Raw genomic sequence first — 25,788 nt, forward strand, 5'->3', positions numbered from 1 at the left:
ATTGTTTTCTTGCGGCCTGTGAAGATCCGGTTTTTGGGTTCATAAATATGCCTAGGGCGCACTCAGCCTTCTTGGAACATGTGTCTGCGGGTATCGGTCTTTCAGAGTTTTTAAACCGGGAGGTCAAGTATGGAGACATCATCAGCACGTTTATACGAGCTTGTCAGAGCAGGAATGGAGGTTTTTCCCGAGCGACTCATGCGGGTATTGCATCCCTTGAATATACCCATATGGCCGTCGACGCCCTTGCAATAATCTCAAGATTAAGACTAGGGTGAAAAGAATATTATACAGTTAAGATATAGGACTTGTAATTATTAATACAATATATGAACAAAAAGAGAATGTAGATTAACATATAAACGAGTATCAAATTTAAAGCTTTTCTTAACCAACCGGCGTTTTATTACAATAAAACAGAAAACGCTTGACTTATGACAAGAATGGTGTAGAATTACAATTAAATTTTCGAGCGGTCCGACCGCCTATAACTGCGCAGCCGCCTGATTGATTCGGCGGCGGAGAGAGGCTCACGAAGCCCGGTTCCGGAGACAACGTCTCCGGGGCCGGGCTTTTTTGTTTTCTGCACATGGCCACAGACGACACGATCGACATGCTTTACCAGGCCCGACTCAGCGCCCGCATTGCCCGGGATCATTTGGCCGGATCCGCGGTCTACACCCGGGAGCAGGTGCTGGCAGAGTTGGAGGACGCGGGAACCATCCTGACGTACCTGATCCTGAACCATAAGCACGGGGGGAATGATGGCCAGCCGCAATTCTGAAGACCTGACACCGGCCCTGCAGGGGAAGTTGCGGTTCTTCGATGAGCGGATGAAGGCGGCGGGGATCCCCTACCGCCTTACCTGCACAGCCAGGACGGTCAAGGAGCAGATCGCCCTGTACGCTCAGGGCCGGGAGGCACTGCCCAAAACGAACTGGCTCCGGAAACTGGCCGGGCTGCTCCCCATTAAACTGTTCGAGAACCGGAAGAAAGTCACCTGGACCCTGGCTTCAAAGCACATCGTGGATCTGGACGACGGGAATCCGGATAACGACAAAGCCCGGGCCTTCGATATCGCCATCGAGAAGGACCGGCAGCCCTCCTGGGATCTCAAGGCCGACGTCAACGACAATGACATCCCCGATTACGAGGAGGCCGGCCGGATCGGGGAATCCGTCGGCCTTAAATGGGGTGGCCGCTTCCGGAAGCCCGACTACGTCCATTTTGAGCTGCCCTGACGGGAGAATGAACCATGAAGGACCCGAACCGTGTTCTGACCATCGAAGACATCATGGGGATCCAGACGTTCCCGATGATCGTCTTCTCAGATGCGCTCCGCTCCTGGATCGGGACGGCCATCAAGGTCCACCAGGCCTGGAGCTACAACCACGTCATGTGGCTGATCGCTCCCGGCGTTTTGGCCTCTCAGGATGCGACATTTAAGACGGTTCCCCTCTCTGATTATCTCCAGGGCGGCCATCGCCTGAAGTTCTGGACCAATCCCCGGTGGACTGATGAAGAGCGGCTGCGGATCCTGCAGGCCATCGCCGCGGATCTTGAGCTGCCCTGGTACCGGCGCTTGTACGACCCCGTGGCGATCGTCGGCCAGGCCCTGCACCTGGACTGGATCCAGCTCCCCTTCGTGCAGATCTGCTCCGACCGGGCGAGTTACCTGTCCCTGGTGGATCCCGAATACGACCTAAAGCATCCGGACCCGGCTGACGTGAACCGCTGGCTGGATTCCCGGGGCATTTACAACGTCTACGGCCGGTTCATCCCGGATTGAGGAACATGGACGACATCGATCTGGCCCAGCAGCATGACGAGATGTACCGGCAACAGGCTCTGAAGGCCCACTTCGCCGGACGACCGAATACCCCCCTTGATGCGTGCCGAAGGCCCGGCCCGTCCCCGGAAGGGGCGGGACCGGGCCGGAGGCGGTGCCGGCGGTGCGGCGAGGAGATCGAACCGGATCGGCTGGAGGCGGTCCCCGAAGCAGCCTTCTGTGTCGACTGCCAAGGGAAACAGGAACGGAGGCGCCGGCATGGGTGAGCAGTGGCCCCTTTTCCTTTTCCTGGCGGGCCTCGTGGCGGCCTGGAACCTGATCCTCCTAGGAATCGTGAAGGTATGGCTGAAACGAAACCAGGAAGAGACCGACAAGCGCCTGGCCGGCATCGGGGAGACCGCCAAGGACTATGCCCGGCTGGAGCGGGCCTTCCTGGAGCTGAAGGCGGAACTGCCGCTCCAGTACGTGCGGAAGGAGGACGACATCCGGCAGCAGGTGACCATCAACGCCAAGCTGGACCGGCTGGCCGAGAAGATCGACGAGCTTCGAGCAATGAGAGGATCCGATGAGTGAAATCGACCTGAAGAAGGTGCAGCGCGAGAGCACCCGCTGGCTGATCCTGGCGACCCTCGACGCGGCTCGGCCCATCGGCGCCAACGAGCGGCTGATCCTGTCCACGGTCCAGGAGGTGATCCGGGACGTGACCCTCCTCGATATCCGCCGGGAGCTCGACTACCTGGACCACCGGAAACTCCTGGAGATCAAGGGAAAGGACACCTGCCACGGCTGGACCGCCGAGCTGACCCGGGACGGCATCGACGTCGTCGAATACACCGTGGAATGCGACCCCGGCATCGCCCGGCCGAAGAAGTGGTGGTGACGATGCCCGCGCGATCGAAGATCACGAAACTGCCCCCGGAGGTGAAGGCCGAACTCGACCGGCGCCTGATCGGCGGCGGCTTCGCCGATTACACCTCCCTGGCCTATTGGCTGGCCGAGCAGGGCTTCGAGATCTCCCGTTCGGCGATCCACCGCTACGGCCAGGAGTTCGAGGAGAAGCTCTCGGCCCTCAGGATCGCCACGGAACAGGCCCGGGCCATCACCGAGGCCGTGGGTGATGAAGAGGGCGTCATGGGCGACGCCCTGACCCGGCTCTGCCAGGAGAAAGCCTTCCAGGTCCTGGTGGAGATGCAGTCCCTGGATCCGGAAAGCATCGACTTCAACAAGCTGACCGTGGCGGTGGCCAAGCTGAACAAGGCCTCCGTGGCCCAGAAGAAGTGGATGGCGGAAGTCCGGTCCAAGGCCCGGGACGCAGCGGACGACGTGGTCAAGACGGCCAAGCAGGGCGGGCTCTCTGAAGAGAAGGCCGAGGAGATCCGCCGGCGGATCCTGGGGATCGTATGACGACAGGCGCCCTCCAGAATGATTTCGACCAGGCCCGGCAGGGGACGGGGATCCTCCTTCCCTACCAGGGCCGGTGGGCGGCCGATCGCGCCCCCGTCAAGGTCATGGAGAAGTCCCGCCGGATCGGGATCTCCTGGGGCGAGGCGGCGGACTCCACCCTCTATGCCTCGGAACGGGGCAAGGGGGAGAAACGGAACGTCTGGTACATCGGTTACACGAAGGACATGGCGCTCGAATTCATCAACGACTGCGCGAATTGGGCCAGGGCCTACAACCTGGCGGCCTCCGGGATGGAGGAATACGAGGAGGTCGATCAGGAGGAGTACGAGGGCGTCGTTCAGGAGAAGAAGATCCTCGCCTTCCGGATCACCTTCCAGTCGGGCTGGCGGATCACGGCCCTTTCCAGCCGGCCTTCGAACCTTCGCGGGAAGCAGGGCCGGGTGATCATCGACGAGGCGGCCTTCCACGACGACCTGGCGGGGCTCCTGAAGGCGGCCCTGGCGCTTCTTATCTGGGGAGGCGAGGTCCGGGTCATCTCCACCCACAACGGCGACGACAATCCCTTCAACGGCCTGGTCCAGGACATCCGGTCCGGCCGGAAGCCCTACAGCCTCCACCGGGTGGACTTCGACGAGGCCCTGGCGGCCGGCCTGTACCACCGGATCTGCGAGGTCCTGGGGCGGCCTTGGTCTCCCGAGGCCGAGGCGGCCTGGCGCCAGGAGGTGATCGACTTCTATGGCGAGGATGCCGAGGAGGAGCTGTTCTGCGTCCCCAGCCAGGGGAGCGGCACCTTTCTGACCCGCGCCCTGATCGAGACCTGCCTGTCCGCCGAGATCCCGGTGATCCGCTACGAGCAGCCGAAATCCTTCGCCGAGCTGGCGGACCACCTCCGCTATGCCGAGGTCCAAGACTGGTGCGAGGAGACCCTGCTGCCTCTGCTCAAACTCCTGCGGTGGGAGCGCAACTCTGTGGTGGGCGAAGACTTCGGCCGGACCGGCGACCTGTCCGTCTTCATTCCTCTGGAGGAACAACAGAACGCCAACTGGCGGGCCGTCTTCCACCTGGAGCTCCGGAACATGCCTTTCCAGCAGCAGGAACAGATCCTCTACTACATCTGCGACCGCCTCCCGCGGTTCCGATACGGCGCCTTCGACGCCCGGGGAAACGGCCAGTACCTGGCCGAACGGGCCATGCAGCGCTACGGCGCCTCCCGTATCGCCCAGGTCATGCTGACGGAGCCCTGGTACCGGGAGAACATGCCCCGTTACAAGGCGGCCTTCGAGGACCGGGCCATCCTCCTGGCGAAGGATGCCGATGTCATCGAGGACCACCGGGCCTTCAAGGTGGTCCGGGGCGTGGCGAAGCTGCCGGAGACGAAGATGAAGGGCCAGGACAAAAAGCAGCGCCACGGCGACTCCGGCATCGCCGGGGCGATGGCCTGGCACGCCGTCCATGCCGAATGGGGCGGGGACATCGAGTTCGAGTCCACCGGCGTCCGACGCACGACCGCCGGGACCAGCATGGCTAACTACATGAGGCAGTGACATGGCCGAAGAGACGAAACGCCCGCCTGTCGTCACCGACGAAGTCGCCACCATCGAGAAGGACATCGACATCTTCGCCGGCTGGCTGAAGCGCCTGGAGAACCCGGATCCGGTCCTCCGGACCGAGGCGGCCGGAAAGGGGCTCAAGCTCTACGACGAGGTGGACCGGGACGCCCACGCGGGAAGCGTGCTGCAGCAGCGGATCCTCGCCGTCGTGGGGAAGGAATGGGAGATGATTCCAGCCAAGTCCGCCCGAAAACAGGGCCGGCCGGCTGCCACCTCCCAGGAGCAGGTTGTCGCCGATTTTGTTTCGGAGGTTCTGGAGGGCTGCAACTTCGACCAGGCCCGCCAGGAGATCCTGAAGGCGGTCCTCTACGGCTTCTTCGGCCTCGAAACCCTCTGGGAGCCGAAGGACGCCTCGATCGTCATCCGGAAGATCCTGGGAAAGCACCCTCGGCGCTTTGTCTTCACGCCGGAGCGGGAACCGCGCCTCCTCACGACCGACAACATGGTCGACGGAGAGGCCCTTCCGGAGCGGAAGTTCGTGTTCCTCACCTGGGGCGACTCCGACAATCCCTATGGCCGGGGCCTTGGCCAAAAACTCTGGTGGCCCGTTTGGTTCAAGAAGCACGGCGTCAAGTTCTGGCTCGTCTTCCTGGAGAAGTTCGGTATGCCCACAGTGAAGGGCAAGTACCCGGCGGGGACGGGTCCCGAGCAGAAGAAGGCGCTCCTGGAGGCCATCGAGGCGATCCAGAACGACACGGGGCTCACCATGCCCGACACGATGGACGTGGAGTTCCTGGAGGCCTCCCGGGCCGGTACGGTGACCCACGAGCAGCTCTGCAATTACATGGACCGCCAGATCTCGAAGGCCGTCCTGGGACAGACGGCCTCGACGGAGGGCACCCCCGGAAAACTTGGCAACGAGGAATCCCAGGAGAACGTCCGCCAGGAGCTGATCGAGGCCGACGCAGATCTCCTGGACGCCTGCCTGAATGAGACCCTGGTCCGCTGGATTGTCGACTTCAACTTCCCCGGGACGGCGGCCTACCCGAAGCTCAAGACCTACGCCGCGGCCAAGCCCGACCTGAAGCAGCAGTCCGAGATCGACAAGACCCTCGTCGTGGACATCGGCCTCCCCGTGGGGACGGCCTACTTCTACGAGACCTACGGGATCCCGGCACCCCAGGAGGGCGAGGAGACCGTCGGCAATACAAAGAAAGCGGCGGCCAAAAAGGAAGAGAAGGCCGCCTTTGCGGAGAAGGCGGGACGGCTCTTTCCCGACCAGGATGCCCTGGACCGGGCCGTGGAGGGGTTGTCCCTCCAGAGCCAGGCGGAGGGGATCCTGAAGCCCCTGGTGGAGATGATCCAGGCGGGGAGCAGCTACGAGGAGATCCTGGAGAGCCTTGAGGAGGCCTATCCGTCCCTGAACGACCAGGCCCTGGAGGACATGCTGGCCCGGGCCATGTTCGCGGCCGAGACCTGGGGGCGCCTGAATGCCTGACGTGGACCTGGGATATGCCATCGGGCTCAAGCCCGAGGAGGCCATCCGCTACTTCCGGGAGAAGGGCTACACCTTTACCTGGAACTGGCAGGAGATGTGGCAGGAAGCCCACGCCAAGGCCTTCACGGTGGCCAAGGTGACCCAGCTGGACATCCTGGAGGACATCCGAGGGGCCGTCCAGAAGGCCCTCGATGAGGGAACCACCCTCCGGGACTTCCAGAAGAACCTGACGCCCATCCTGCAGGCGAAGGGTTGGTGGGGGAAGCAGAAGGTCGCGGATCCGGCCGGCGACGCCCAAGAGGTGCAGCTGGGATCTCCCCGGCGGCTGAAGACCATCTACCGGACGAACCTCCAGACATCCTTCATGGCGGGCCGCTGGAAAGAGCAGGTGGAGAATGCCGACGACCGGCCCTACCTCCAGTACGTGGCCGTCATGGACCGCCGCACGAGGCCGTCCCATGCAAGACTCCACGGCCGGGTCTACCGGTACGACGACCCCTTCTGGAAGGCCTTCTATCCGCCCAATGGCTGGGGCTGCCGGTGCCGCACCCGGGCGCTGAGCGAGGCGAATGTAGAGGCCCGGGGACTGACGGTCCACAAGACAAATCCCGCCCAGATCACCTGGGAGGATCGGGTCATCAACCGAGCCGGCGAGATGCGGCCTGTTGCGGTCTATCACGATCATTTCCTGGGCAGGTTCGAGACGGACCCCGGCTGGAGCTACAACCCCGGCGAGGCCAAGTGGAACCTGGAGGATCTGCTGCAGCAGCGCCTGGCCCGCCGGAAGGCAGCCCGGAAGCCCCGGGCGAAGAAAACAGCCCCGGCAGGGTTCAATCCCGAGGATCTGCGGCCTATCCCCGACACCAGGAAGGGCAGCATGCCCGGGGGGCTTTACAAGGACAGCCAGGGGCAGCGCTACTACGTGAAGTTTTACCAGGACCCGAACCATGCCCGCTCGGAATTTGCGGCCAATGCGATCTACCGGAAGCTGGGCGTCGAGGTCCCGGAGCTCCGCCTGGCGGAAATGGCGGCCCCTGGAGGAGAGCGGAAACTGGCCGTCATCAGCACCTGGCGGGACGACTTGAAGCGGGTCGGCGCGGCGGAGATGGTCAAACACCCGGAAGAGCTGGCCAGGGTCTTCCAGGCCTCCGCCTTGGTCAAGAACTGGGATGTCGTTGGCCTCGAGTACGACAACCTCCTCCTGGCGAAAAACGGCCGCCTGGTCCTGATCGACAGCGGCGGGAGCTTCCGCTTCCGCGCCCAGGGGGGCGCCAAGGCCTTCGAGGACATTCCCCTGGAGATCAAGAGCTTCCGGGATCCGCGAATCAACCAGCAGTCGGCCAAGGTCTTCAACGAGACCTTCGGGAAGGACGCCTGGCTCGAAGCCCGGGGGGCCGAGTCGCTCCTGGGACTGGACAAGGCGGCGGTCCGGAAGATCTTCCGGGAGGCGGGATTCGAGGCATCGGAAATCGACAGCCTCACGGAAACCCTCTGGAAGCGGCGCCAGTGGCTCATCGACCGCTACGACCTGGAAAACAAGCTGGTTCCCCAGGGGTTCGGCAAACACCTGGAGGAGTTCAAGAAATGGGGAATGGCGGCCTGGACGCCCAACGATGTGGGCGGCCTGGTCAACGGTGCGATCGAGAGAGGTTTTGCCGCCGAAGTGGAGGCCCTGGTCGGAAAGTTCGAAGCCTACGTGAACAGCACGATCCACCCGTGGGGACGAGGGGTACTGAGGAACTTGTTCAGGGAATGGTCGTTCGGGTCATCGTCGGAAGGCGGGGCGACGATCAAGCTCTGGACGGAATCCCGCTTCGGAACGCTCACGAAATACCACTCGAGCCGGACGTCCCGGCACGAGGTCTCCTCCGCGCTGGAGGATGGGATTCGGCGTTCCCTGCAGAACGCGCGGATCCCCCGGGAGACGGTCTTTGAGCTACTCGACGCCGAGTACGAGTTCCAGCAGTACCTGATGCGCCGGCTCCACGGATACGACGAGATCACGGCGATCCGTTTCATGTCCCGGTCCGAGTTTACGAGTAGCTTCAGGCGGGGGGCTTTTTCGGGAAACTCCGTCCAGTCCGTGACCGTGAAGTCGGACGGCTTCGGGGGACAGCGGTGCGTCCGGATGTATCACCGCGTCGAGAACACAATCAAAACGTACTACCAGGGGCTCAAGTACATGCACTTCGGCAGGAGCGAGTCGGAATACATCGTCATCGGGAGGGCGGTCCGTGCGGACGTTATTCGATAAAGCCGAGTTCCTCCTTCCACTGATCGAGCTCCGCCTGGATTTCGGGCGTCACCGGATACGCATCGAGGACAAGGTCATGGAGGCCGGGGCACAGACCGCGAATCCCTTCATAATCGGCGGCGCTGATCTGAAGCTGGCGCAAACCGACGGATACAGTGAGCCCCTTTTCCAGGAAGTCCTCCCAAGTGCGGAGCCGGTCGATCCAGGTGTAGTCCCATCCCGTTTCCGGCAGGGGCTGCAGCGCGTCGTATCGTTTTTTGATGGCGTCTTGATCCATGTCTCACGTCCTTCTCTGATGGTCGTAAAGCGTAAACCACACCTCGAGGCATGCCAAGTGGTAGGCCTCGTCCGTGATGGAATTTTTGAAGTTCCCGTAGTCGATGGCCTCCACCTCTCGACGAATAACACGGGCGACCACTGCCTTGGAAAGAAAGGCCCGGTACCGGTAGTCGTGGTCGGGCGTTGTGGCCACGTTTGCGGTGGGGAACAGCGCCTGGATGTGGCCCGGGAAGCGCGAGCGAACGACCAGTGTGTCGGGATCATCATGATCCTGAACGACGGACAGAAATCCACGTTTCGTGAAAATCCACATCTTGCGTCTCCTTACGATTTGCGGCGGCCTAGTTGGTCGTCCCGGTTGTCCTGGCGGATAAGCATCCGCACATACGCGGAGATGCTGAGACCAAGGCTCTCGGCCTTTTCCTCCGCCATACGCTTCGTTTCCGGGTCCACTCGGACGGCCAGAAGCAATGTCTTGTTCATGGCTCAAATGTTAAGCGTTTGTATGCTGTTTGTCAATACAAATTGGGAGGCCGCCGGATGATCCACATCACCCTCCAGGACCTGGGTGTCCAGGACATGATGACCCGGCTGGCCAAGCGGACGAAGGATCTGTCGCCGGTCATGCGGCGGATCGCCGGGATCCTCCACGACGCCGTCGAGGAAAATTTCGAGCGCCAGGGGCGGCCCGCCTGGGTTCCCCTGAAGCCACGGACGATCCGGCAGCGGTCCAGGTTCGGCTACTGGCCCGGGAAAATCCTCCAGCGCCGGGGCGAGTTGGCCGTCTCCATCAGCCGGAAATTCGACGCCCGGAGCGCTGCGGTGGGGACGAATCGGATCTACGCGGCCATCCACCAGTTCGGAGGCAAAGCCGGTCGGGGGCACAAGGTAGCGATTCCCGCGCGGCCCTTCCTTGCCGTCACGGACCAGGACCTGGGCGAGATCCGGACGGCCATCCAGAACTACCTGACGAAAGGGGTGTGAGCATGCCCGAGTTCAACGGTTTCAACGACTGGGTCCCCATCTTCCGGGGCGGCCGGCAGGTGGACGCGAGCGGCCAGGAGCACGACGGGGACGCCCTGATCGAGAAGGCCGTGGCCACCTTCAATGCATCGAAACACGAACCGCCGATCGTGATCGGCCATCCGGCGGACAACGCCCCCGCCTTCGGCTGGGTCTCCGGGCTCAAGAAACAGGGCGACCTGCTCCTGGCCAAGTTCAAGCAGGTACAGCCGGAGTTCGAGGACATGGTCCGGCGGGGGCTCTTCAAGAAACGATCGGCGGCCTTCTACAACGACGGGAGCCTGCGCCATGTGGGGTTCCTCGGGGCCATGCCGCCGGCGGTAAAGGGGCTGGCCGACGTGGCCTTCACTGAAGGAGAAGCGACATCCTTCGAGTTCGGCGAGGACATCCGGGCAGCGCCGGCCGGGGGGGAGCCGACAACGACCATCGCAACCCATTCCGATCCAGGAAAGGAGGAAAGAAGCATGCAGAAGTTCGAAGAGTTCATCCAGAAGCTGAAAAGCCTCATCACCGAGGCGGGAAGTCCGGCCGCGAATCCGCCCGCCGGGAAGACCTTCTCGGAGACGGACATCGAGGCGGCCCGGAAACAGGCGGCCGACGATGCAACGCAAAAGGAGCGGGAGAGGCTGAGCGCCGAGTTCGCCGAAAAAGAACGCACGGCGCGCCAGAATGCCCGCCAGGCAGAGATCTCTTCCTGGTGCGAGTCCATGATCAAGGCCGGGAAGATGACGCCCGCGTGGGTTAAGTTCGGCGTGCCGGACATGATGCTCGCCTTCGCAGGCATGGAGGGCGAGATCGAGTTCGGCGAGGGGGACGGCAAGGTCAAGGCCACCCTCTACGACCGGTTCAAGGCCTTCTTCGAGACGGAGATGCCCAAGGTGATCGAGTTCAAGGAGATCGCCACCCGGGAGAAGGATCCGGGCGGCCGGGGGGATGCGGGAGCCAGGCTCAGCGCCCTCGTTGCGAAGAAACAGGAGGCCGACAAGACCCTGACGTACAGCGCGGCCTTTGCCGAGGTCCAGCGGGAGAATCCCGACCTGGCCCGGGAATACCTCCAGGAGATCGGCGGCTGAATCCCGCCGGGAAAGGAGCATTTCAACATGGCATCGGAAAACAAGATTTTGGACCTTTCCTTCCCGGCGGCGGAGGACCTTTCCAACGACCAGTACCGGTTCATGGTCCTCAACGCCAGCGAACAGGTCCGCCGGCCCGACAGCGCCTCGGAAGTGGCCCTGGGCATCCTCCAGAACGCGCCGGCAGCGGGCGAGGCGGCGGCCGTGCGGATCATCGGCATCTCGAAGTTCCAGGCCAACGCAGCCATCGGGGTCGGGACCTTCATCGGCCCGGAATACGTCGACGCGACGGATGCCGGCAAGGCCCAGGACAACGCCGGGAGCCTGGCCTATGCACGCGGCTACGTCCTGGAGGCAGCCGAGGCGGAGGACGGCCTGGGATCCTGCCTGCTGTTGGGCATGGTGCCGGCCATCAACGACGCGGTGAAGCTGATGACCACCGTCACGACAAAGAATACCGCCGGGGCTGTGACCTACACGGCGGCGGAGCTGATCGGCGGCCTGATTCTCCGGGATCCGGCCGGAGACAACCGGTCCGACGTCACTCCCACGGCCGCACTGATTGTCGCAGGTGTTGCCGGCGCCATCGTCGGCTCCAGCTTCGAGTTCGTCATCCGCAACACCGCGGATGCAGCCGAGACCATCACCCTCACGGCGGGCGCCGGTGTGACCTTGAACGGCACCATGACGATCGCCCAGAACAACTCCAAGCGGTTCCGGGCCGTCCTCACAAACGTCGGCACCGGCACGGAAGCGGTTACGATCTACAGCCTGGGAACCACGGTCCACTAAAACGGCGGTCCGCGCCCCGGCCTGAGCGCCGGGGACCGGACATCCCGATGAAAGGAGAACTAAGACATGCCGCAGCCGAACGTGAAGGAACAGATCGTTGCGGGACCCCTGCAGAACGTCTCCATCCAGTTTCGCAATGAGGAGTATATCGCCGACCGGGTCTTCCCCATTATCGACGGGGCGGATCCGAAGGCCAAGATCACAATCTACAACAGGGCCGACTGGTTCCGGGACGAGGCGGGGATCCGCACCGCGGGAACCCGGGCGAAGCGGGGCGGGTACAAGCTGGAGGAGGTGTCCTTTTCGACCAAGGAATACGCCTTCGCCAAGGAGGTGACCGACGAAGACCGGCGGTTCGCCAAATCCAAGAACGCACCGCCTCTCCAGCCGGACCAGGACGCCATCGAGTTCGCTACCGACAAGGTCGACCTCAAGAAGGAAATCCGCACCGGCGAGTTGATCACGACCGGCACCTGGGCCGACGGCAATGCCGGCGGCGAGGATGCGGAAGGGCTCTGGTCGCCGGCCGGGTCGACCAACACCTTCCTGGCGGACATCACCAAGGCCAAGAAGGCCATCAAGAGCAAGACAGGCAAGAAGGCCAACGTTCTGGTCCTGGACGAGGCGACCTACCTGGCCCTGAAGGAGTGCGAGGCGATCCTGGACAAGGTCAAGTACACCCAGCGGGGTGTGCTCGGCAAGGATCTGCTGGCCGCCCTCCTGGAGCTCGACGAGGTCCTGGTCGGAGGGTCCATCAAGAACACGGCGAAAGAGACCAAGGCCGGGACGGAGTTCACGGGCGTCAACATCTGGGAGGTGAATGCCGGCAAAGGGATGGGGTTCCTCTTCCACCGGCCAAAGAAGGTCGGGCTCAAGACGGCGACGGCGGGCCTGCAGGTCCGGTTGGCCTACGAAGACGGGCAGCCGCGGCGGGTCACCACCTGGCGGGAACCGGCGGAGCATCAGGACGTCTACGAAGCGGCGGAAGAGACCGACATCGTCCTGGTCCATGCCGATCTGGGCTACCTTTTCAAGGACACCTACGCAACCTGATGAACCCCCAGCCGGGGGCGGGATCCGCCGCCTCCGGCCTCCCGGAAGGGTGAAACATGGCCTACTGCACACAGAACGATCTGATCGAACAGATATCCGAGGCGGAACTGATTCAGCTCACCGACGACGCCGGCGCCGACACGGTCGACACCTCCGCCGTGGCCCGGGCGATCGCCGACGCCGACGCGGAGATCGACGGCTATTGCGGGGCTCGCTACACCGTCCCCTTCTCCCCGGCGCCGGTGATGATCCGCAAGATCTCCGTCGACCTGGCGATCTACAACCTGTTCTCCCGCCGTTCGGCCGTGAAGATCCCCGAGGAGCGGCAGAAGCGATACGACAACGCCGTCCGTTTCCTCCGGGACGTCTCCCGGGGACTCATCTCCCTGGGGGCCGACGCCCCGGCGGAACCGGACAGCGGCCTTCCCCGGGCCTCGACGAACCGGGACGACCGGATCTTCACGACGGGCAGGCCCTCCGCCGGCAAGACGGGAAGCCTCGACCATTACTGAGGGACACCATGATCCAGGAAATCATCAATGACATCCTGACCCAGCTCACGGGCATCGAAGGGGTAGCCACGGCGGATGCCTGGCAGGGCGACCTCAAGGAGCTGCTCAAACAGCCCAAGAAGATCCCCGCGCTCTATGCCGTCTATGAGGGATGCACATTCGGGGAAAACCAAATCGTGGGCGGGATCCAGGCCCCCTGCAATCTGGACTTTCTGGTACTCCTCATCGGCGGGAACCTCAAGGGGCGCGCCCAGGCCGCCTCCACCTGTTACCCGTTCATCGAGGCCGTTCGTTCCGCGCTGACGGGTCATGAGGTGTCCCCTTACGGAAACCTTTGGCCTCTGCGGGAAGAGCTGGTGCTGGCCGAAGGGGGGATTCTTGCCTACGGGCTTACATACCGCATGAACAACGTCATTTCGTGAGGAGGAATGCATCATGGCACAGGCCAAGGGATCCAAAGGACGATTGGGGTACCAGGAGGAGACAGCGTTCGGCATCATGCCCGCCTCCTTCGCCCTGAAGAACCTGTATTTTGTCTCCGAATCCCTGTCGGAGAAGATCAACGCGATCACCTCCGACGTGATCCGCGACAGCCGAAACCCCGTCATGCCGGTCCGGGGCAACCGGGACGTTTCCGGGACCATCAAAACGCAGCTTGCCCCATCCCTGGGAACCCTCCTGAGAGCGGCCCTGGGGGCGAACACGACGACCGGGGCCTCGTCCCCCTATACCCACACGATGAAAGTCGGCGACCTGCCCTCGCTGTTCTTCGAGAAGGGCTTCACCGACCTGGGGGCCTACCTGCTGTTTGCCGGCTGCAAGGTCAACCGGCTGAGCATTTCGGCGAAACCGGAGGGATACCAGGACATCTCCTTCGATGTCTTCGGCGCCTACGAGGCCCAGGCCCTCAAATACAAGACCCAGACGGGCAACTTCGCCGTGGGAAACACGCTGGCAGGCGGAACCTCCACGCACACGGCCCTCATCAAGGGGGACAACGACGGGGGAGAGACGGGCCTCCTCTGCCTCCTCAACGCCACGGGCGTCTTCCAGGACGGGGAGGCCCTCTCGGACAGCGGAACGGGCGCCGCCGTGGCGGACGGCACCCTGGGGTCCGCCTCCGTGGACTCCAGCCTGACGGATCCGGGACACGCACCGTTCAACGGCTTCAGCATCGCCACGGTCCAGGAGGGTGGGAGCGACATCGCCTGCCTGTCTGCCGTGGACATCGTCGTCGAGAACAACCTCGACGGCAACTCCTACGTGCTGGGAGGCGGCGGCGTCCGCCGGGCCATCCCCGAGGGAACGGTCAAGGTCTCCGGCACCCTGACGGCGCTGTTCGAATCGATGGCTCTGTACCAGAAGGCCCTCTCGTTCACCGAATCCTCCTTGAAGCTCATCTGGAAACACGGCACCGGCGCCGGCACCGCGGGCAACGAGTCACTGGAGATCCTGATCCCGGAGCTGAAGTTCTCCAAGGAGACCCCGGCGATCGAGGGACCCAAGGGGATCCTCTACAAGGGGCCGTTCGAGGCCTACTACCATGACGCCGTGCAGGCCTCGGCCATCCAGATCATTCTCAAAAACGCGGAGGCAACGATCTGACATGGAGCCCATGCAGTATGAAATCGGCGACAAAGTTTATGTCCAGAAGCCTCTGGTTCTTGGCCAGATCCGGCAGCTCCTGGAGACCTTGATTGACTTCAGGATCCCCGCCGAATTTACCTCGGCGGAACTGATCAACCTCCTCGGATCCCGCCTGCCGGCCGTGCTGGCCGTGGTTCTGACGGAGAAAGACCGCTCTCCCAAGGGCAAGGACCTGTCCGCCTTCGCCGATGAGCTGGAATTTACGGTCTCGGCGGAGACGGCCCTGAAAGTGGTCGACGATTTTTTCGTCTGCAACCCGATCTCCTCACTTTTCGAGAGGATGAGCGGGATGATGGGGAAAGTCGCGGAGGGGCTCCAGGGCAGGATCGACGATCTGTTCGAACGAATCGCGGATCGGATCATGGCCGAGATGCTGAAACGGATTGGATCGAAAACATCGTCTGCGCCCTCGCCGGCGGAGACATCACCAGACGAGACGCGATCCTCTGGGGATTCACCCTCGATGAGTGCAGACCGTACCTGACGTTCCGTAGGCGGGAGATCCTCTTCCGCGAGGCCGTGATCGCCATCCTCGTCGGGGAATCGGAAGAGGAAAAGGCCGATCGGATAACGGGCGAATACTGCAAAGCGTGCCGCTCCCTGGGGAGAGATGACGACTGCAGCAACTGCTTAAGCGGTACCATAAGGGAGATCAGCCGGCCGGCTGACCGGGACCAATCGGATGCCCAATCAGAACGAAATTCATCTCGTCATCACCGTCCAGGACAACGGGACCCCGACGGTCCATCGGTTCGGCAGCAGCCTGCAGAGCCTTGATTCGTCCGTCGGCAGCCTGAAGCGGAGCCTGCAGGATTACCGTGTCGAGACGGAACGGCTGGATGGGAAGACCGCTTCCCTGACAGCGACCATAGGCGGTCTCCTGGCGAACATCGTCAGCGTAACCGCCGTGGCCACCGTCGTGAAGAGCGGGATTTCCTACCTGGGCCAGATTGAGACGGCTACGCTCGCCATCGGCTCGGCGTTCATGACCGGCGGGGAATACATCGACCAGACGAGCCAGAAGGCCCTGTCCGCGGAGGAAGCGCTGAAGGCCGCCCAGGGCGACGCGAAGAAGATTGTCGAGGAGCTGCAGTATGCCAACCTGCAGACGATCGCAACCCTGGACGAGCTGATCAATGCCTACCAGGTCACCCTTCCCGTGGCCCTGGCCAAGGGATTCGACCGGCAGCAGGTGAAGGAATTCACCGTGGCGATGGTCCAGGCCGCGGGTGCCATCGGCCTCCAGATGAACCAGCTTGGGGAGGAGACCAGGTCCCTCCTGACGGCGGCCATCGATCCGCGAAACAGCCGCATTGCAACGGTCCTGGGAATCCGGAACGAGGACATAAGGCAATACAAGGGGAACGCAGACGAGTTGTTCCGTTTCCTGATGGAGAAGCTCTCAGCGTACCGCGTCGCCGGTATCGAATCGCAGAACACATGGGCCGGCCTTTGGTCGAACGCGAAGGACATCGTCTCTCAGGCCCTGGGCAAGCGGCTGGAACCCCTTTTCGACGCCTTGAAGGCGGAGCTGAAGTCTCTCGCCGACTCCATCGTCGTCATCGATGATAAGGCCCAAAAAATCAAATGGAACCCGGAATTCCTGGAAGGGATCAATCGATTCCGGGACCTGCTCCAGGAAAGCATTGCCGAGTTGTATCGCCTGGCGATGCTGCTGGACAAGTTCGGCGGTTCATTCTCCCGGATGATGCACGGGCTCTCGTTCTCGGAACTCACCGGGAGCACGCGCTGGTCCAAGATGAATGACGAATACCGGACCCGCTACATGGCGTCCGAGAAGTCCCTTCAGGACATGGTGATGCGCGGTATGGGCTGGAAGCCCGTCACGCCGGAGATGGACAAGCGGATGAAGGAGGCCGCGCAGCAGGGAAAGAAGATCGCCGACCAGCTGCAGGTGAATGTCGGCGGAGAAGAGCCGGGAACACAGCAGCTTCTCCGATATTACCGGCTCAAGGAATCGGGCGGGCCGGCAGGCTGGCAGCCAAAGACACCCCGCCCGGAACAAGACAAGGCCGCGGAGAAGCTGGCCAAGGAATGGAAAAACACCCTGCGGGACCTCAACGCGGACATCGCCAAGGAAGATCTTCCGGACTTCGAAAAGAAACTGATCGAGATCAGGAAAAAGGCGGAGGAGCTTCAGGAGAAATTCAAGAGCATCCCGGGGGCAAAGGAAAAGATCACGGAATGGACGACCAGCCGGGAAAACGACGAGGTCACCGAGGCCGCCCAGAAGGAATTTGAGGAATATCTGAAAGGCCTCGAGACGGAGAAGAGAATCCTCGAAGAGGTGGAGAAAAAGCACCAGCAGGCCAGGGCCGCCCGGGAATCAGCCATCAAGGCGAGCCTGGACGAGTTGGATATCGCGGAGGCATCGGGGACCTATCATCGAGACACGCTGGATGAGCGGATCCGGCTGACGGAGGAGTTGATCGCCATCCAGGAAGAAAACCTTTCCCAGATGGATAAAATGAAAGATGCATCCGCCTGGTATGCCCAGGACGCCGCGATCCGATCGACGAAGAAGAGCCTGCTGGCCCTGAAGGACGAGCTGGATCCCATCCGGGCAAAGCTTCGCAAGTATGCCGATGATGCGACCAACATGGGGGAGAATATCGGGAATGCTTACGTAAAGGCCTTTGACAGCATCGCCGACTCGCTGACGGAACTTGTCGCAACAGGAAAGGCCGATTTCAATTCCCTGGCGCAGTCCATCCTGAAGGACCTGATCAAAATCGAAATCCGGGCGCTCCTGGCTGCGGCGGCCGTATCCTCCATCGGCAGCGGAAGCGGCGGCGGCAGCTGGATCGCCTCGGCCGTCAGCCTGGTAGGCTCCTTTTTCGGCGGCTCGTCGTCTGGGAATTCATACACATTTGCCGACACCGGCGGCGACGTCGACTCCGGCTGGAGCACGACCGGTTATCGAAATGCCCGCGGGAACATCTTCGGTGGCGGAAGAATCATCCCCTTCGCCAAGGGCGGCACCATCGTTTTCAACCCGACGTATTTCCCGATGGCCAACGGCATGGGCCTCATGGGCGAGGCCGGACCGGAGGCCGTCCTGCCCCTGAAAAGGCTCTCCAACGGCAACCTGGGCGTCCAGGCGACGGGCTCACAGCATACCTGCATCGGAATCAGCGTCCCGGTGTCGGTCACTGGCAGCGACACGCCCGAGCGGATCTGGAAGTCACCCGCCTTCCGCAACGAAATGGAAACCCTGGTGATGGGCCTTGTGAGGAAGTACGCCAATGCCTAACGCTACCCTGGGAAGCCTCACCTTTGCTTCGAACCCGGACACAATGACCCTGATCAAGAAGGACAGGGACGTCGCATGGGTGAAGACTTACAGCTCTGTCGCCATCTTCAGCTGGGGCAGCAGCTATGCAGGGAAGAAACTGGATCTGGCATGGAGCTACATGGATACCGGCGAATTCGCCGACCTGGAGGACATTCAGGAAGCCGATGCGCAGGTTGTTTTCGATCCCCAGGACGGCTCCGGAAGGACGTTCAACGTCGAGATCCTGGCTCTGGACGGAGAATATCACCTGTATCTCAAAGACGACACAGGCCAGTATCGGAAGAACGTAAAGCTGACCCTCCTGATTATGAGTGAGGCCGCGTCATGAGGACCTTGAACGCGACCTTGCAGGCGAATCAGGACGGGAACCGGAGGTCTCCTCTGGTCGAGATTCTTTCCGTCGATCCCGCCGGCTCCATCCCGATGGACGGCGCCACACTGACCACAGAAACCATCAACGAGTTCAGCCCCGCCGTCCTGGTCCATTCCCTCGGCCGGCTGGCGGGCTGCTACATCTTCGGTCCCGGAGAAGGCAGTGTCTACACCCTCAAATATTTCTTCACGGACACCGGCAAGACCACGTTCAGCATCATCGATCTGGAGCTTACAGGATCTCCCTATGTCACGGTGATCAAGAGCGTCTCCATCTGCGAGATGGCAAACGGAAACGTCGGGATCGTCTGGCTGGAAGACGATCAATCGAATCATTTTTACCGGATCAAGTATCAGATCGTCACGGTCACCGGGACGAAGGTGGCCAATGGGGAAATCGACCACTGGTCGCATGACTATTACAGCAACGGGATCTCGGTCATCTACAATCCCCTCGCCAATGAATATCTCCTCGTCACGGCCGGCGAATACGAAACCCCGACAGAATACGTGGTCTACACGATCGCCAGCGATGATTTCCAGACCTGGGGTGATTGGGGAATTGTAACGGACGCAGCAGCCCTGAAATTATCCGCCCCGTCCCTGATGTACGATCCCGGCCATAGCATATTCTGGCTTTGGGTCACGGTGGTGGATAGCGTAGGGGGATCGGGGGAAGAGCGGACCAATATTTACTATGCAACGTCCCCCGATGGGACGACCTGGACCCTTGGCGGCGCCCTGACCGGGTATGACGATTATGCGACGATCGGGAACAACTGCCGATCGGTTATGAAGTCAGCATCTGAAATCTATGCCATCTGGAACCAGGAACAAAAATCCTTGATGGTCAATAAAGACTCGGCCGGCTGGTTAACGCCTACATCTTACGATTCTTATAATGGAAATATCTGTGGCATCCATTTCGATCCGACCGATCGGAAATTATACATTGTAACAACAAACTGGCCTGGAATTGCCGTTGAAAGGGTGGATGTCGACTCCTGGGAGATTGATAAAGCCTGGTCGTCCTGGAACGGCGACTTTCATCAAATTTTCAATAACAACCCTGGATTCGGTTACGATCTTGGTTCCCGGAATGAAAGCCGTTATGTTGCAGTCCATACCCTTGGGGCGCTTCAAACAGCCTATGTCGAGGTCCTGGACGCAAATGACAACCTTGTGATTCGCAATTATGCCTTTGGATCATGGCCGGCCTATGGAATCACAGCCAATGTCAATTTCACCAATACCTATTTCTGGGTTCATCTGCGTGCAACACAGATCGATTTAACAAATGATCGCATTTGGTTCTTTTCCTATTGGCAGGGAACCTTTGCCGTAGGATATATCCCGTTCAGCAGCGGATCATACACATACACCGAATTATTCTCCTGCCTCGACGCCGTTCCGGAATCAGATCCCGTTAATAATGTCGATGAGGTGTGTTATTTTAAGGTTTATCCCGAATATGATTATATTCTTATCTATGGAAGCAGATGGAACGGGACGAATTCGGGGTTTTGCTGCATTTACAAAATATCCACGGGAGAGTTGATCAAGCATTATTATTTAAGCGCTTTTTCGACTTTCCCGGAAAAAGGACTTATCTGCGCCGAAATCGTCAACGGCAAAATCTATGCAGGATTTTACTATTCGAATCTGTACAGCCAGGGAGATCATCGAGGGCTCTTAATCATCGACCTGGCCACAGATGCAATAAGCTTCCAGCGGCCCACCTTTGCGACTGTTGACGATTACGGATTCACCAATATCAAGGCAATGGAAGACGGCAGGCTTCTGATCACCTCCTCCATCTATGCCTTGATCATCTTTGACCCGACCACGCTGACCTGGACGAATTTCAGCAACGCCAATTGCCCTGGCCTGACCACGCCCGCGGACGATTCCTTCTATCTGCTCGACTATGATGAAGCCAACGAGCTGATCTTTACGGCTTTCGGCGGAATTGCAGACCCGCATGGAGTCATCGCCATCTCTGTCTATGGCGCGTTCAAACAGGCATATTACAAGATCGGAACCTACTCCGGCGGAACCTGGTCCTGGGGTGAAGCCGACAACATGGTCATGGGAAACAACATCTATGACCTGGCGGCGGCGATGGATGCTGAATCCGGGAACCTTTATGCCTTCGGTGTTTTCAAGGAGGAGGCGGAGATGTCGGTTTGGTGGGATCTGGCCGGTCCCTCATTCGACTTCGCGCCCTTCTGGATCCGCGACACCGACCTGGCCTTGACATGGACCATTGATGGAGATCCCGGGAAACTGGAGATTACGCTTTCCCACGGCCATCTGTTCGATCCCTTCAATACGGCGAGCCTGTTTCGGAAGTATGTGCAGAAAGGCCGGAAGGTTACCGTCCGCCTGGGGGAATTAATCGGCGGCGTCGAGTATTGGGAGAACCAGGGAACGTACTGGATCACCGAGCGGAGGATGGAGGGCTACGAAAGGGGAAAGCTTCCCACGATCAGGATCACAGCCGAGGACATGCGCACGCTTTGGAAGTTCAAGGAAATCATCGCTTCCGACGAATATTCGGATGATCCGACGGACATCATTGAAGACCTGGTCATGGAAGCGGACGATACCATCGATTCCGGTGATTTCTCCTGGCCGGCCATCGACAACGAAACGATCCTTTACCACCAATGGGTTGAAACCACCCTGCTCGATGCGATCCAGCAGATCTTGGACAGGTATGGTTACTTTCTAAAGATCAACAGAGACGACAAGATCTCCGCCGGAAAGATCGCCCTCAATAATGCGGTTACCCATGCCTATGGCAATTCAGCGCAGGTTCTGAGCTTCATGCCTGACGACACGTTTTCCGATTTCACGAACCAGGTAACCGTTGTGGGCCAGGAGAGGACCTACACAGAGGTTGTATATGCAGAGGAACGCATCACAACGAGGAGCGGGACAACGGGATGGTACGGCTATAAGAATGATTTCATCGTTTATTACTCGGATGACCAGTCGGCACGGTACAGATCTCCGCGTCTTGTCGTCATCGAGACCGCTACAACGATCGCTTTCAAATTGTCTGGCGGGGTCAGTGAAGGAATCACATATATCGATGCGAATGAAAAATATTGCATCGTCACTGTCAGTGCCCCCAACCTTGTCCCCGCGCTGATCGTCGCAATCGCTGTATATCTTGTGGCCGCATTTATCCCCGACATCGTCGTAACGGTGGGCTTCATCGTCGAGGGAGGCTTCACTATCCCGATCGGCCGGATCATCCAGGCCATCGCCATGATCGTCATCGTCAACATCATCAGCTCCATCGGGAATTATCAATATGAAATCTATGGCCTCCCTGTCGGGTATGTCCGCCGTTCTCTTCAGGCCACGGCAGACGATACGGAGCTTCAGGGAGAGATCGGGAAGGTCATCTCGACGAAGCTGGAGAACGAATTCTGTTACACCACCGAGGACTGCCAGCTGGTGGCGAATCATGAACGGGACGTTCTGAAGGGGCAGCGGCGCCGGGTGAAGTTCAGCAAAATATCTCACCTGCAGGATGAGGAAGGAGACACCATCAGCGTAATTCACCCCTATTCCGGGCAGGTCATGAAGGTCTTTATCACGGATCTCAAGAGGACGTACCGGGTGCCTTCCGGAGCCAGGGAAGAAGCATCCTGCATCGACGAGATCGAAGGCTGGTATTTGTCGTGAGGCTTTACAGCAGGCAATTTATCAAATCCAAGGTCGAAAGACAGATCGCGGCCCGTTCCGAATCGATGGACGGGATCTTGTGGAGCGTAGAACCATCGACCAGGACCTGCCGAGTGAAAATCCAGGGCAGCAACAATCTGATCACGGCCTATTACCCGGAAAACTGGCAGCAGACGCCCGCCTGGCTCAAAATCGGAAATGCCGTCCGGATTGCGTACACCAGGGGAATCAGGGGCCGGATCGAGGTTGTGGGTTGCGGACTTGTCGTTCCTACTCCTGTGACTGGCGGATCGGCATCCCCGGGTTCGCAAACACCTGCAGACGCCGTCATGACGGGTTGCAACCTGGTCCCTGCCTATAATGATCCGGGAATGGTTGTCCTGGTCAAGACGGGGACCTTCCGGATCGGCGGCACGGTTTATACCCTGGACGCCATCGCCTGCAATTCCGACGTGTTCAAAGCCTCAATGGGAGGGGTGATCAACACGATCGCCGGGGCGCTGGCTGTCCCGGCGGCCCCGGCCGCCGGTTACTTCCGGTTCGATCTTGTCCAGATCGGAGCGGACGGAGTTCTTGATTACGTCCAGGGAGCACCATTCCGGACAACGCCGGTCTATCCGGAAGTGAGCGCCGATCACGTCCAGATCGGCGGTGAATCCACTTATATATTCCTGCATTCAGGGACAGCGGAGATCACGTCAGCGAATATCGGGGGCAGGTACTCTACCCCTGCGGCTTCCAGCCTGTCCATATCCTTGACCCCGGACCACCTGAATGCGGCGGATACGCAATCCATCATCACCGTTACAGTGTTGGACCAATATGGCAATGCTGTTTCTTCATCGGCGCCCTATGTGCTGACCGCCGAAATCTACAACGATGATGACGGCACCCTTACAGGGGATGATGGCCCGGAGTCCACCGCGACAAGGACGGGCATCTTTTCATCAACGACTTTCACATACACGAAAGGAACAACTGATTACGCCGTCTTTAAGTTCACCTTGCATGTCAATGTCGCCCTCGAGGCGATGGCCAGCATCATCTGCTATCCATAGGAGGGGATCATGGAAGAGATAAAGGGAATGCTTAATGAGATCCTGGCGGAGTTGAAGAAGCTGAACGCTAACATTGAACAATCCAGGCAGAACGCCCAGGAGGCCATGCAAAGAAATAAGAGCCAGGTGGATAACACTTTATCCGCACTGAACGGAATGATCCCACCTCACCTTCGAAGCGTTGTCGACAATATCGCCAAGGGAGGGACCTAATCATGGGGAATTTCTTCACGGCCCTTACGGCCGAAACCCTCTGGAAATATACCCACATGAACATCCCGTTCAACGAACTGGATAAGGCGATCACCTATCTCAAGAACATCGTTGTCAGTTGTGACGGCGCCCTGTCCTGGGATTCGTCGACGGGGACCCTTTCATGGGCGAGTACGATCCGGATTCACTTCAACACGGCAGCCGGGAACCTGGTTCAAAACACGATCGCCACCGGCAGCATCGCCATGACGGACGGACAATTCGCTTATGTGGATCTGAATGAGACCAATGGCACAGCACTTACCGTATCGGCTGGAAACATCTCTACTGGGGCGGCATCCAACATCCTGGCTTACAACCGGCTTGTTCTGGGGTATCGGAATGCAGCCAGTGATGATTTCTACCCGGTCTATTTGAAGCCTCCCATGAAACCCGAAACGAAGGACTTTTTCATCCCGATCGTTGAGGATGGTGTTGCCTGCACCCAATGGGCAGCTGGAGCAATGAACGGCGTTCTACCTTCATCCTGGACAGGTTTGAATTTGAAAGAGGTTATCGCTGGCACGGGATCACAGGTCGGTGTCGGCTCAACGATGTCGATCGGCCTTTATCGGCTTCGGGTATCATCCATCGGTGACAGCACCACACGATTTGACATCACCCGCCCCGGAACCCCGGATGCCAACACAACACGCTATACATGGGATGGGACGGGAACGGATCCGGTCATCACCAATACCCTGGCATCCCTTCAACCTTACGATACAGCTTATATCCAGGCACAAAACTTCTCCGTCGGGAATAACGGGCAAAAGATGATCACGGCCGTGGGTGACAATTGGTTCGAGACGATCGATTCCGGTTCTTTGGAGGAGAACGACAAGACCATCGGGACAGGGTCAATCAGGATCGGAAAAGGCCGGCCCATGCTATCCACGGAAGTGACCATTGACAGCGATGAATTTTCAAGCCTGACGGCGGCGACTCCCGCGGTGATCAACACGGACTATGACGACCTGCAGGCGGGTGATCTTCTGTATGCAATGATTTCAGCGGTTCATACCACGCCAGCGGAGGGATGTTATCTGACCGGGACTTGCCGGCTGCCATAGGAGATCGAGATGAACGAATTGGAAAGGCACCAAGCCGCGATGAAAGGAATGGCAGAAGCCAGAAAGACCAGGTCTCAAGAGAAGCAATTGAAAGAGGCCCGGGAGAAATGGGCTGATGCCATGATGGACGGTGATGAAGCGGCGGCAGCGAAACATGCTAGCGAGAGGAAATCGATCAAGGAAATGAAGTAATTCTTCCAAAAAGAAGCGGACAGCATTCCAGGGAGTGGCACCTCCCCAGACCAGGTACGGAAATACCTGACGGGATGACCCGCTGCCATCCGCTGTGCGAAGGGCATCGCGACGCGGCTTATAGCAGGGTCCATCCCGGATTACAATCTGAGGAGGACCGATGAACAGCATGTTGGCTTATGTGGGCGGCAAATCCTTACTTTCAAAGCAAATTATCGAACGGATTCTCGAGCACCGCTGCTATTGTGAAGTATTTGCCGGCGCCGCCTGGGTCCTGTTCAAGAAGGAAGAGTCACGGGTGGAGATCATCAACGACATCAACACCGACCTGGTGACTCTCTACCGGGTGGTCAAACACCATTTGGACGAGTTCATCCGGTATCTTCGGTGGCTTCTTGTATCAAGGGAGGAGTTCGAACGTTTCAAGGAAGAAAGCCCGGAGACTCTAACAGACATCCAGCGAGCTGTTCGGTTCTATTATCTGCTTCGAAACGGCTACGCGGGACGGATCGTGTCGCCAGTTTTCAATATGGCAGCAACGGGCCGCCCTCGGTTTAACCTTCTGCGGATCGAGGAGGACCTGTCCGCAGCTCATCTCCGCCTGGCCAGGGTTTATATAGAGAATCTGCCTTATGAGAAATTGATCACTAGAGTTGATAAACCTTTTACTTTCTTCTATCTGGATCCGCCCTACTACGGATTTGAGGACTATTACGGCCCTGGGATCTTTAAAAGGGAAGACTTTAATAAGCTGGCAGATGTTCTACGAGGAATTAAGGGAAAGTTCTTGCTCTCGATAAATGATACGCCCGAGGTCCGGCAGATATTTAAAGGGTTTGTCCTGGAGGAAGTTACTACATCCTACACGATTGCCGGTGGAAATCATCATAAACGGGCGGCAGAACTACTGATTCGCAACTACGAGATCAACGGCAACTGATCAGCCGTTTGA

Annotated in this window: 29 protein-coding genes; 26 read left to right on the forward strand and 3 right to left on the reverse strand. The window is 59.7% G+C overall.

Going from position 1 to position 25,788, the window contains the following annotated elements; all coding sequences use genetic code 11:
• Positions 1–589: 589 nt before the first annotated feature.
• From HPY65_13740 to HPY65_13785, 10 genes are read left to right on the forward strand one after another with little or no spacing between them, the layout of a single operon-like run.
• The gene (locus HPY65_13740) at positions 590–784 is read left to right on the forward strand and encodes a hypothetical protein (protein ID NPU85534.1); all 195 of its coding nucleotides are present in this window, start codon (positions 590–592) and stop codon (positions 782–784) included.
• A complete protein-coding gene (locus HPY65_13745) occupies positions 765–1,241 on the forward strand; it encodes a M15 family metallopeptidase (protein ID NPU85535.1) in 477 nt (158 codons plus the stop codon). Before HPY65_13740 ends, HPY65_13745 begins: the two co-directional genes overlap by 20 nt.
• A 14-nt stretch (positions 1,242–1,255) precedes the next feature.
• Entirely contained in the window at positions 1,256–1,789 is a 534-nt protein-coding gene (locus HPY65_13750) for a hypothetical protein (GenBank protein ID NPU85536.1), read from the forward strand.
• A gap of 41 nt (positions 1,790–1,830) precedes the next feature.
• The gene (locus HPY65_13755; protein ID NPU85537.1) at positions 1,831–2,055 is read left to right on the forward strand and encodes a hypothetical protein; all 225 of its coding nucleotides are present in this window, start codon (positions 1,831–1,833) and stop codon (positions 2,053–2,055) included.
• Positions 2,056–2,077: 22 nt separating this feature from the next.
• Positions 2,078–2,362 carry a hypothetical protein gene (locus HPY65_13760; protein ID NPU85538.1) on the forward strand — a complete coding sequence of 95 codons (285 nt, stop codon included), beginning with the start codon at positions 2,078–2,080 and terminating at the stop codon, positions 2,360–2,362.
• Positions 2,355–2,669, forward strand: coding sequence for a hypothetical protein (locus HPY65_13765; protein ID NPU85539.1), 315 nt, complete (start codon positions 2,355–2,357; stop codon positions 2,667–2,669). The genes HPY65_13760 and HPY65_13765 overlap by 8 nt, the downstream gene beginning before the upstream one ends.
• A 2-nt stretch (positions 2,670–2,671) precedes the next feature.
• Complete coding sequence (locus tag HPY65_13770; GenBank protein ID NPU85540.1) at positions 2,672–3,193, forward strand: DUF3486 family protein; 522 nt, start codon at positions 2,672–2,674, stop codon at positions 3,191–3,193.
• A complete protein-coding gene (locus HPY65_13775) occupies positions 3,190–4,737 on the forward strand; it encodes a hypothetical protein (protein NPU85541.1) in 1,548 nt (515 codons plus the stop codon). Before HPY65_13770 ends, HPY65_13775 begins: the two co-directional genes overlap by 4 nt.
• Before the next feature lies 1 nt (position 4,738).
• Positions 4,739–6,241, forward strand: a complete 1,503-nt coding sequence (locus tag HPY65_13780) for a DUF935 family protein (GenBank protein NPU85542.1) — start codon at positions 4,739–4,741, stop codon at positions 6,239–6,241.
• Positions 6,234–8,495: a minor capsid protein gene (locus HPY65_13785; GenBank protein ID NPU85543.1), complete on the forward strand. Its 2,262-nt coding sequence runs from the start codon at positions 6,234–6,236 to the stop codon at positions 8,493–8,495. The genes HPY65_13780 and HPY65_13785 overlap by 8 nt, the downstream gene beginning before the upstream one ends.
• On the opposite strand, the gene HPY65_13790 is transcribed toward HPY65_13785, so the two are convergent.
• From HPY65_13790 to HPY65_13800, 3 genes are read right to left on the reverse strand one after another with little or no spacing between them, the layout of a single operon-like run.
• On the reverse strand, positions 8,485–8,772 hold the full coding sequence (locus tag HPY65_13790; GenBank protein ID NPU85544.1) for a hypothetical protein: 288 nt from the start codon (positions 8,770–8,772) through the stop codon (positions 8,485–8,487). The two genes, HPY65_13785 and HPY65_13790, sit on opposite strands and share 11 nt — an antisense overlap.
• Positions 8,773–8,775: 3 nt before the next feature.
• Positions 8,776–9,087 carry a hypothetical protein gene (locus tag HPY65_13795; protein ID NPU85545.1) on the reverse strand — a complete coding sequence of 104 codons (312 nt, stop codon included), beginning with the start codon at positions 9,085–9,087 and terminating at the stop codon, positions 8,776–8,778.
• A gap of 11 nt (positions 9,088–9,098) precedes the next feature.
• Positions 9,099–9,257: a hypothetical protein gene (locus HPY65_13800; protein ID NPU85546.1), complete on the reverse strand. Its 159-nt coding sequence runs from the start codon at positions 9,255–9,257 to the stop codon at positions 9,099–9,101.
• Between the two features lie 57 nt (positions 9,258–9,314).
• Between HPY65_13800 and HPY65_13805 the strand changes: the two genes are divergently transcribed.
• From HPY65_13805 to HPY65_13880, 16 genes are all read left to right on the forward strand, one after another.
• Positions 9,315–9,758 carry a phage virion morphogenesis protein gene (locus HPY65_13805; GenBank protein NPU85547.1) on the forward strand — a complete coding sequence of 148 codons (444 nt, stop codon included), beginning with the start codon at positions 9,315–9,317 and terminating at the stop codon, positions 9,756–9,758.
• A gap of 2 nt (positions 9,759–9,760) precedes the next feature.
• On the forward strand, positions 9,761–10,870 hold the full coding sequence (locus HPY65_13810; GenBank protein NPU85548.1) for a hypothetical protein: 1,110 nt from the start codon (positions 9,761–9,763) through the stop codon (positions 10,868–10,870).
• Between the two features lie 27 nt (positions 10,871–10,897).
• Positions 10,898–11,662 (forward strand): hypothetical protein, encoded by a 765-nt coding sequence (locus HPY65_13815; GenBank protein NPU85549.1) that lies wholly within the window; start codon positions 10,898–10,900, stop codon positions 11,660–11,662.
• A 66-nt stretch (positions 11,663–11,728) separates the two neighbouring features.
• Positions 11,729–12,715 carry a hypothetical protein gene (locus HPY65_13820; protein NPU85550.1) on the forward strand — a complete coding sequence of 329 codons (987 nt, stop codon included), beginning with the start codon at positions 11,729–11,731 and terminating at the stop codon, positions 12,713–12,715.
• 56 nt (positions 12,716–12,771) lie between these two features.
• Positions 12,772–13,227: a DUF1320 domain-containing protein gene (locus tag HPY65_13825; GenBank protein ID NPU85551.1), complete on the forward strand. Its 456-nt coding sequence runs from the start codon at positions 12,772–12,774 to the stop codon at positions 13,225–13,227.
• 8 nt (positions 13,228–13,235) lie between these two features.
• Positions 13,236–13,649, forward strand: a complete 414-nt coding sequence (locus tag HPY65_13830) for a hypothetical protein (GenBank protein NPU85552.1) — start codon at positions 13,236–13,238, stop codon at positions 13,647–13,649.
• Positions 13,650–13,662: 13 nt separating this feature from the next.
• Positions 13,663–14,832 carry a hypothetical protein gene (locus HPY65_13835; protein NPU85553.1) on the forward strand — a complete coding sequence of 390 codons (1,170 nt, stop codon included), beginning with the start codon at positions 13,663–13,665 and terminating at the stop codon, positions 14,830–14,832.
• A 1-nt stretch (position 14,833) separates the two neighbouring features.
• The gene (locus HPY65_13840; protein NPU85554.1) at positions 14,834–15,358 is read left to right on the forward strand and encodes a hypothetical protein; all 525 of its coding nucleotides are present in this window, start codon (positions 14,834–14,836) and stop codon (positions 15,356–15,358) included.
• 198 nt (positions 15,359–15,556) lie between these two features.
• Positions 15,557–18,148, forward strand: a complete 2,592-nt coding sequence (locus HPY65_13845; protein ID NPU85555.1) for a phage tail tape measure protein — start codon at positions 15,557–15,559, stop codon at positions 18,146–18,148.
• The gene (locus HPY65_13850) at positions 18,141–18,518 is read left to right on the forward strand and encodes a hypothetical protein (protein ID NPU85556.1); all 378 of its coding nucleotides are present in this window, start codon (positions 18,141–18,143) and stop codon (positions 18,516–18,518) included. Before HPY65_13845 ends, HPY65_13850 begins: the two co-directional genes overlap by 8 nt.
• Positions 18,515–22,261: a hypothetical protein gene (locus HPY65_13855; protein NPU85557.1), complete on the forward strand. Its 3,747-nt coding sequence runs from the start codon at positions 18,515–18,517 to the stop codon at positions 22,259–22,261. The genes HPY65_13850 and HPY65_13855 overlap by 4 nt, the downstream gene beginning before the upstream one ends.
• Positions 22,262–22,374: 113 nt before the next feature.
• Entirely contained in the window at positions 22,375–23,319 is a 945-nt protein-coding gene (locus tag HPY65_13860; GenBank protein ID NPU85558.1) for a hypothetical protein, read from the forward strand.
• A 9-nt stretch (positions 23,320–23,328) separates the two neighbouring features.
• On the forward strand, positions 23,329–23,532 hold the full coding sequence (locus HPY65_13865; GenBank protein ID NPU85559.1) for a hypothetical protein: 204 nt from the start codon (positions 23,329–23,331) through the stop codon (positions 23,530–23,532).
• Positions 23,533–23,534: 2 nt separating this feature from the next.
• On the forward strand, positions 23,535–24,644 hold the full coding sequence (locus HPY65_13870) for a hypothetical protein (GenBank protein NPU85560.1): 1,110 nt from the start codon (positions 23,535–23,537) through the stop codon (positions 24,642–24,644).
• A 9-nt stretch (positions 24,645–24,653) separates the two neighbouring features.
• Positions 24,654–24,836: a hypothetical protein gene (locus HPY65_13875; protein ID NPU85561.1), complete on the forward strand. Its 183-nt coding sequence runs from the start codon at positions 24,654–24,656 to the stop codon at positions 24,834–24,836.
• A gap of 160 nt (positions 24,837–24,996) precedes the next feature.
• Positions 24,997–25,776, forward strand: coding sequence for a DNA adenine methylase (locus HPY65_13880; protein NPU85562.1), 780 nt, complete (start codon positions 24,997–24,999; stop codon positions 25,774–25,776).
• Positions 25,777–25,788 lie beyond the last annotated feature (12 nt).

This window comes from Syntrophaceae bacterium (assembly GCA_013177825.1).
Taxonomy (GTDB): domain Bacteria; phylum Desulfobacterota; class Syntrophia; order Syntrophales; family PHBD01; genus PHBD01.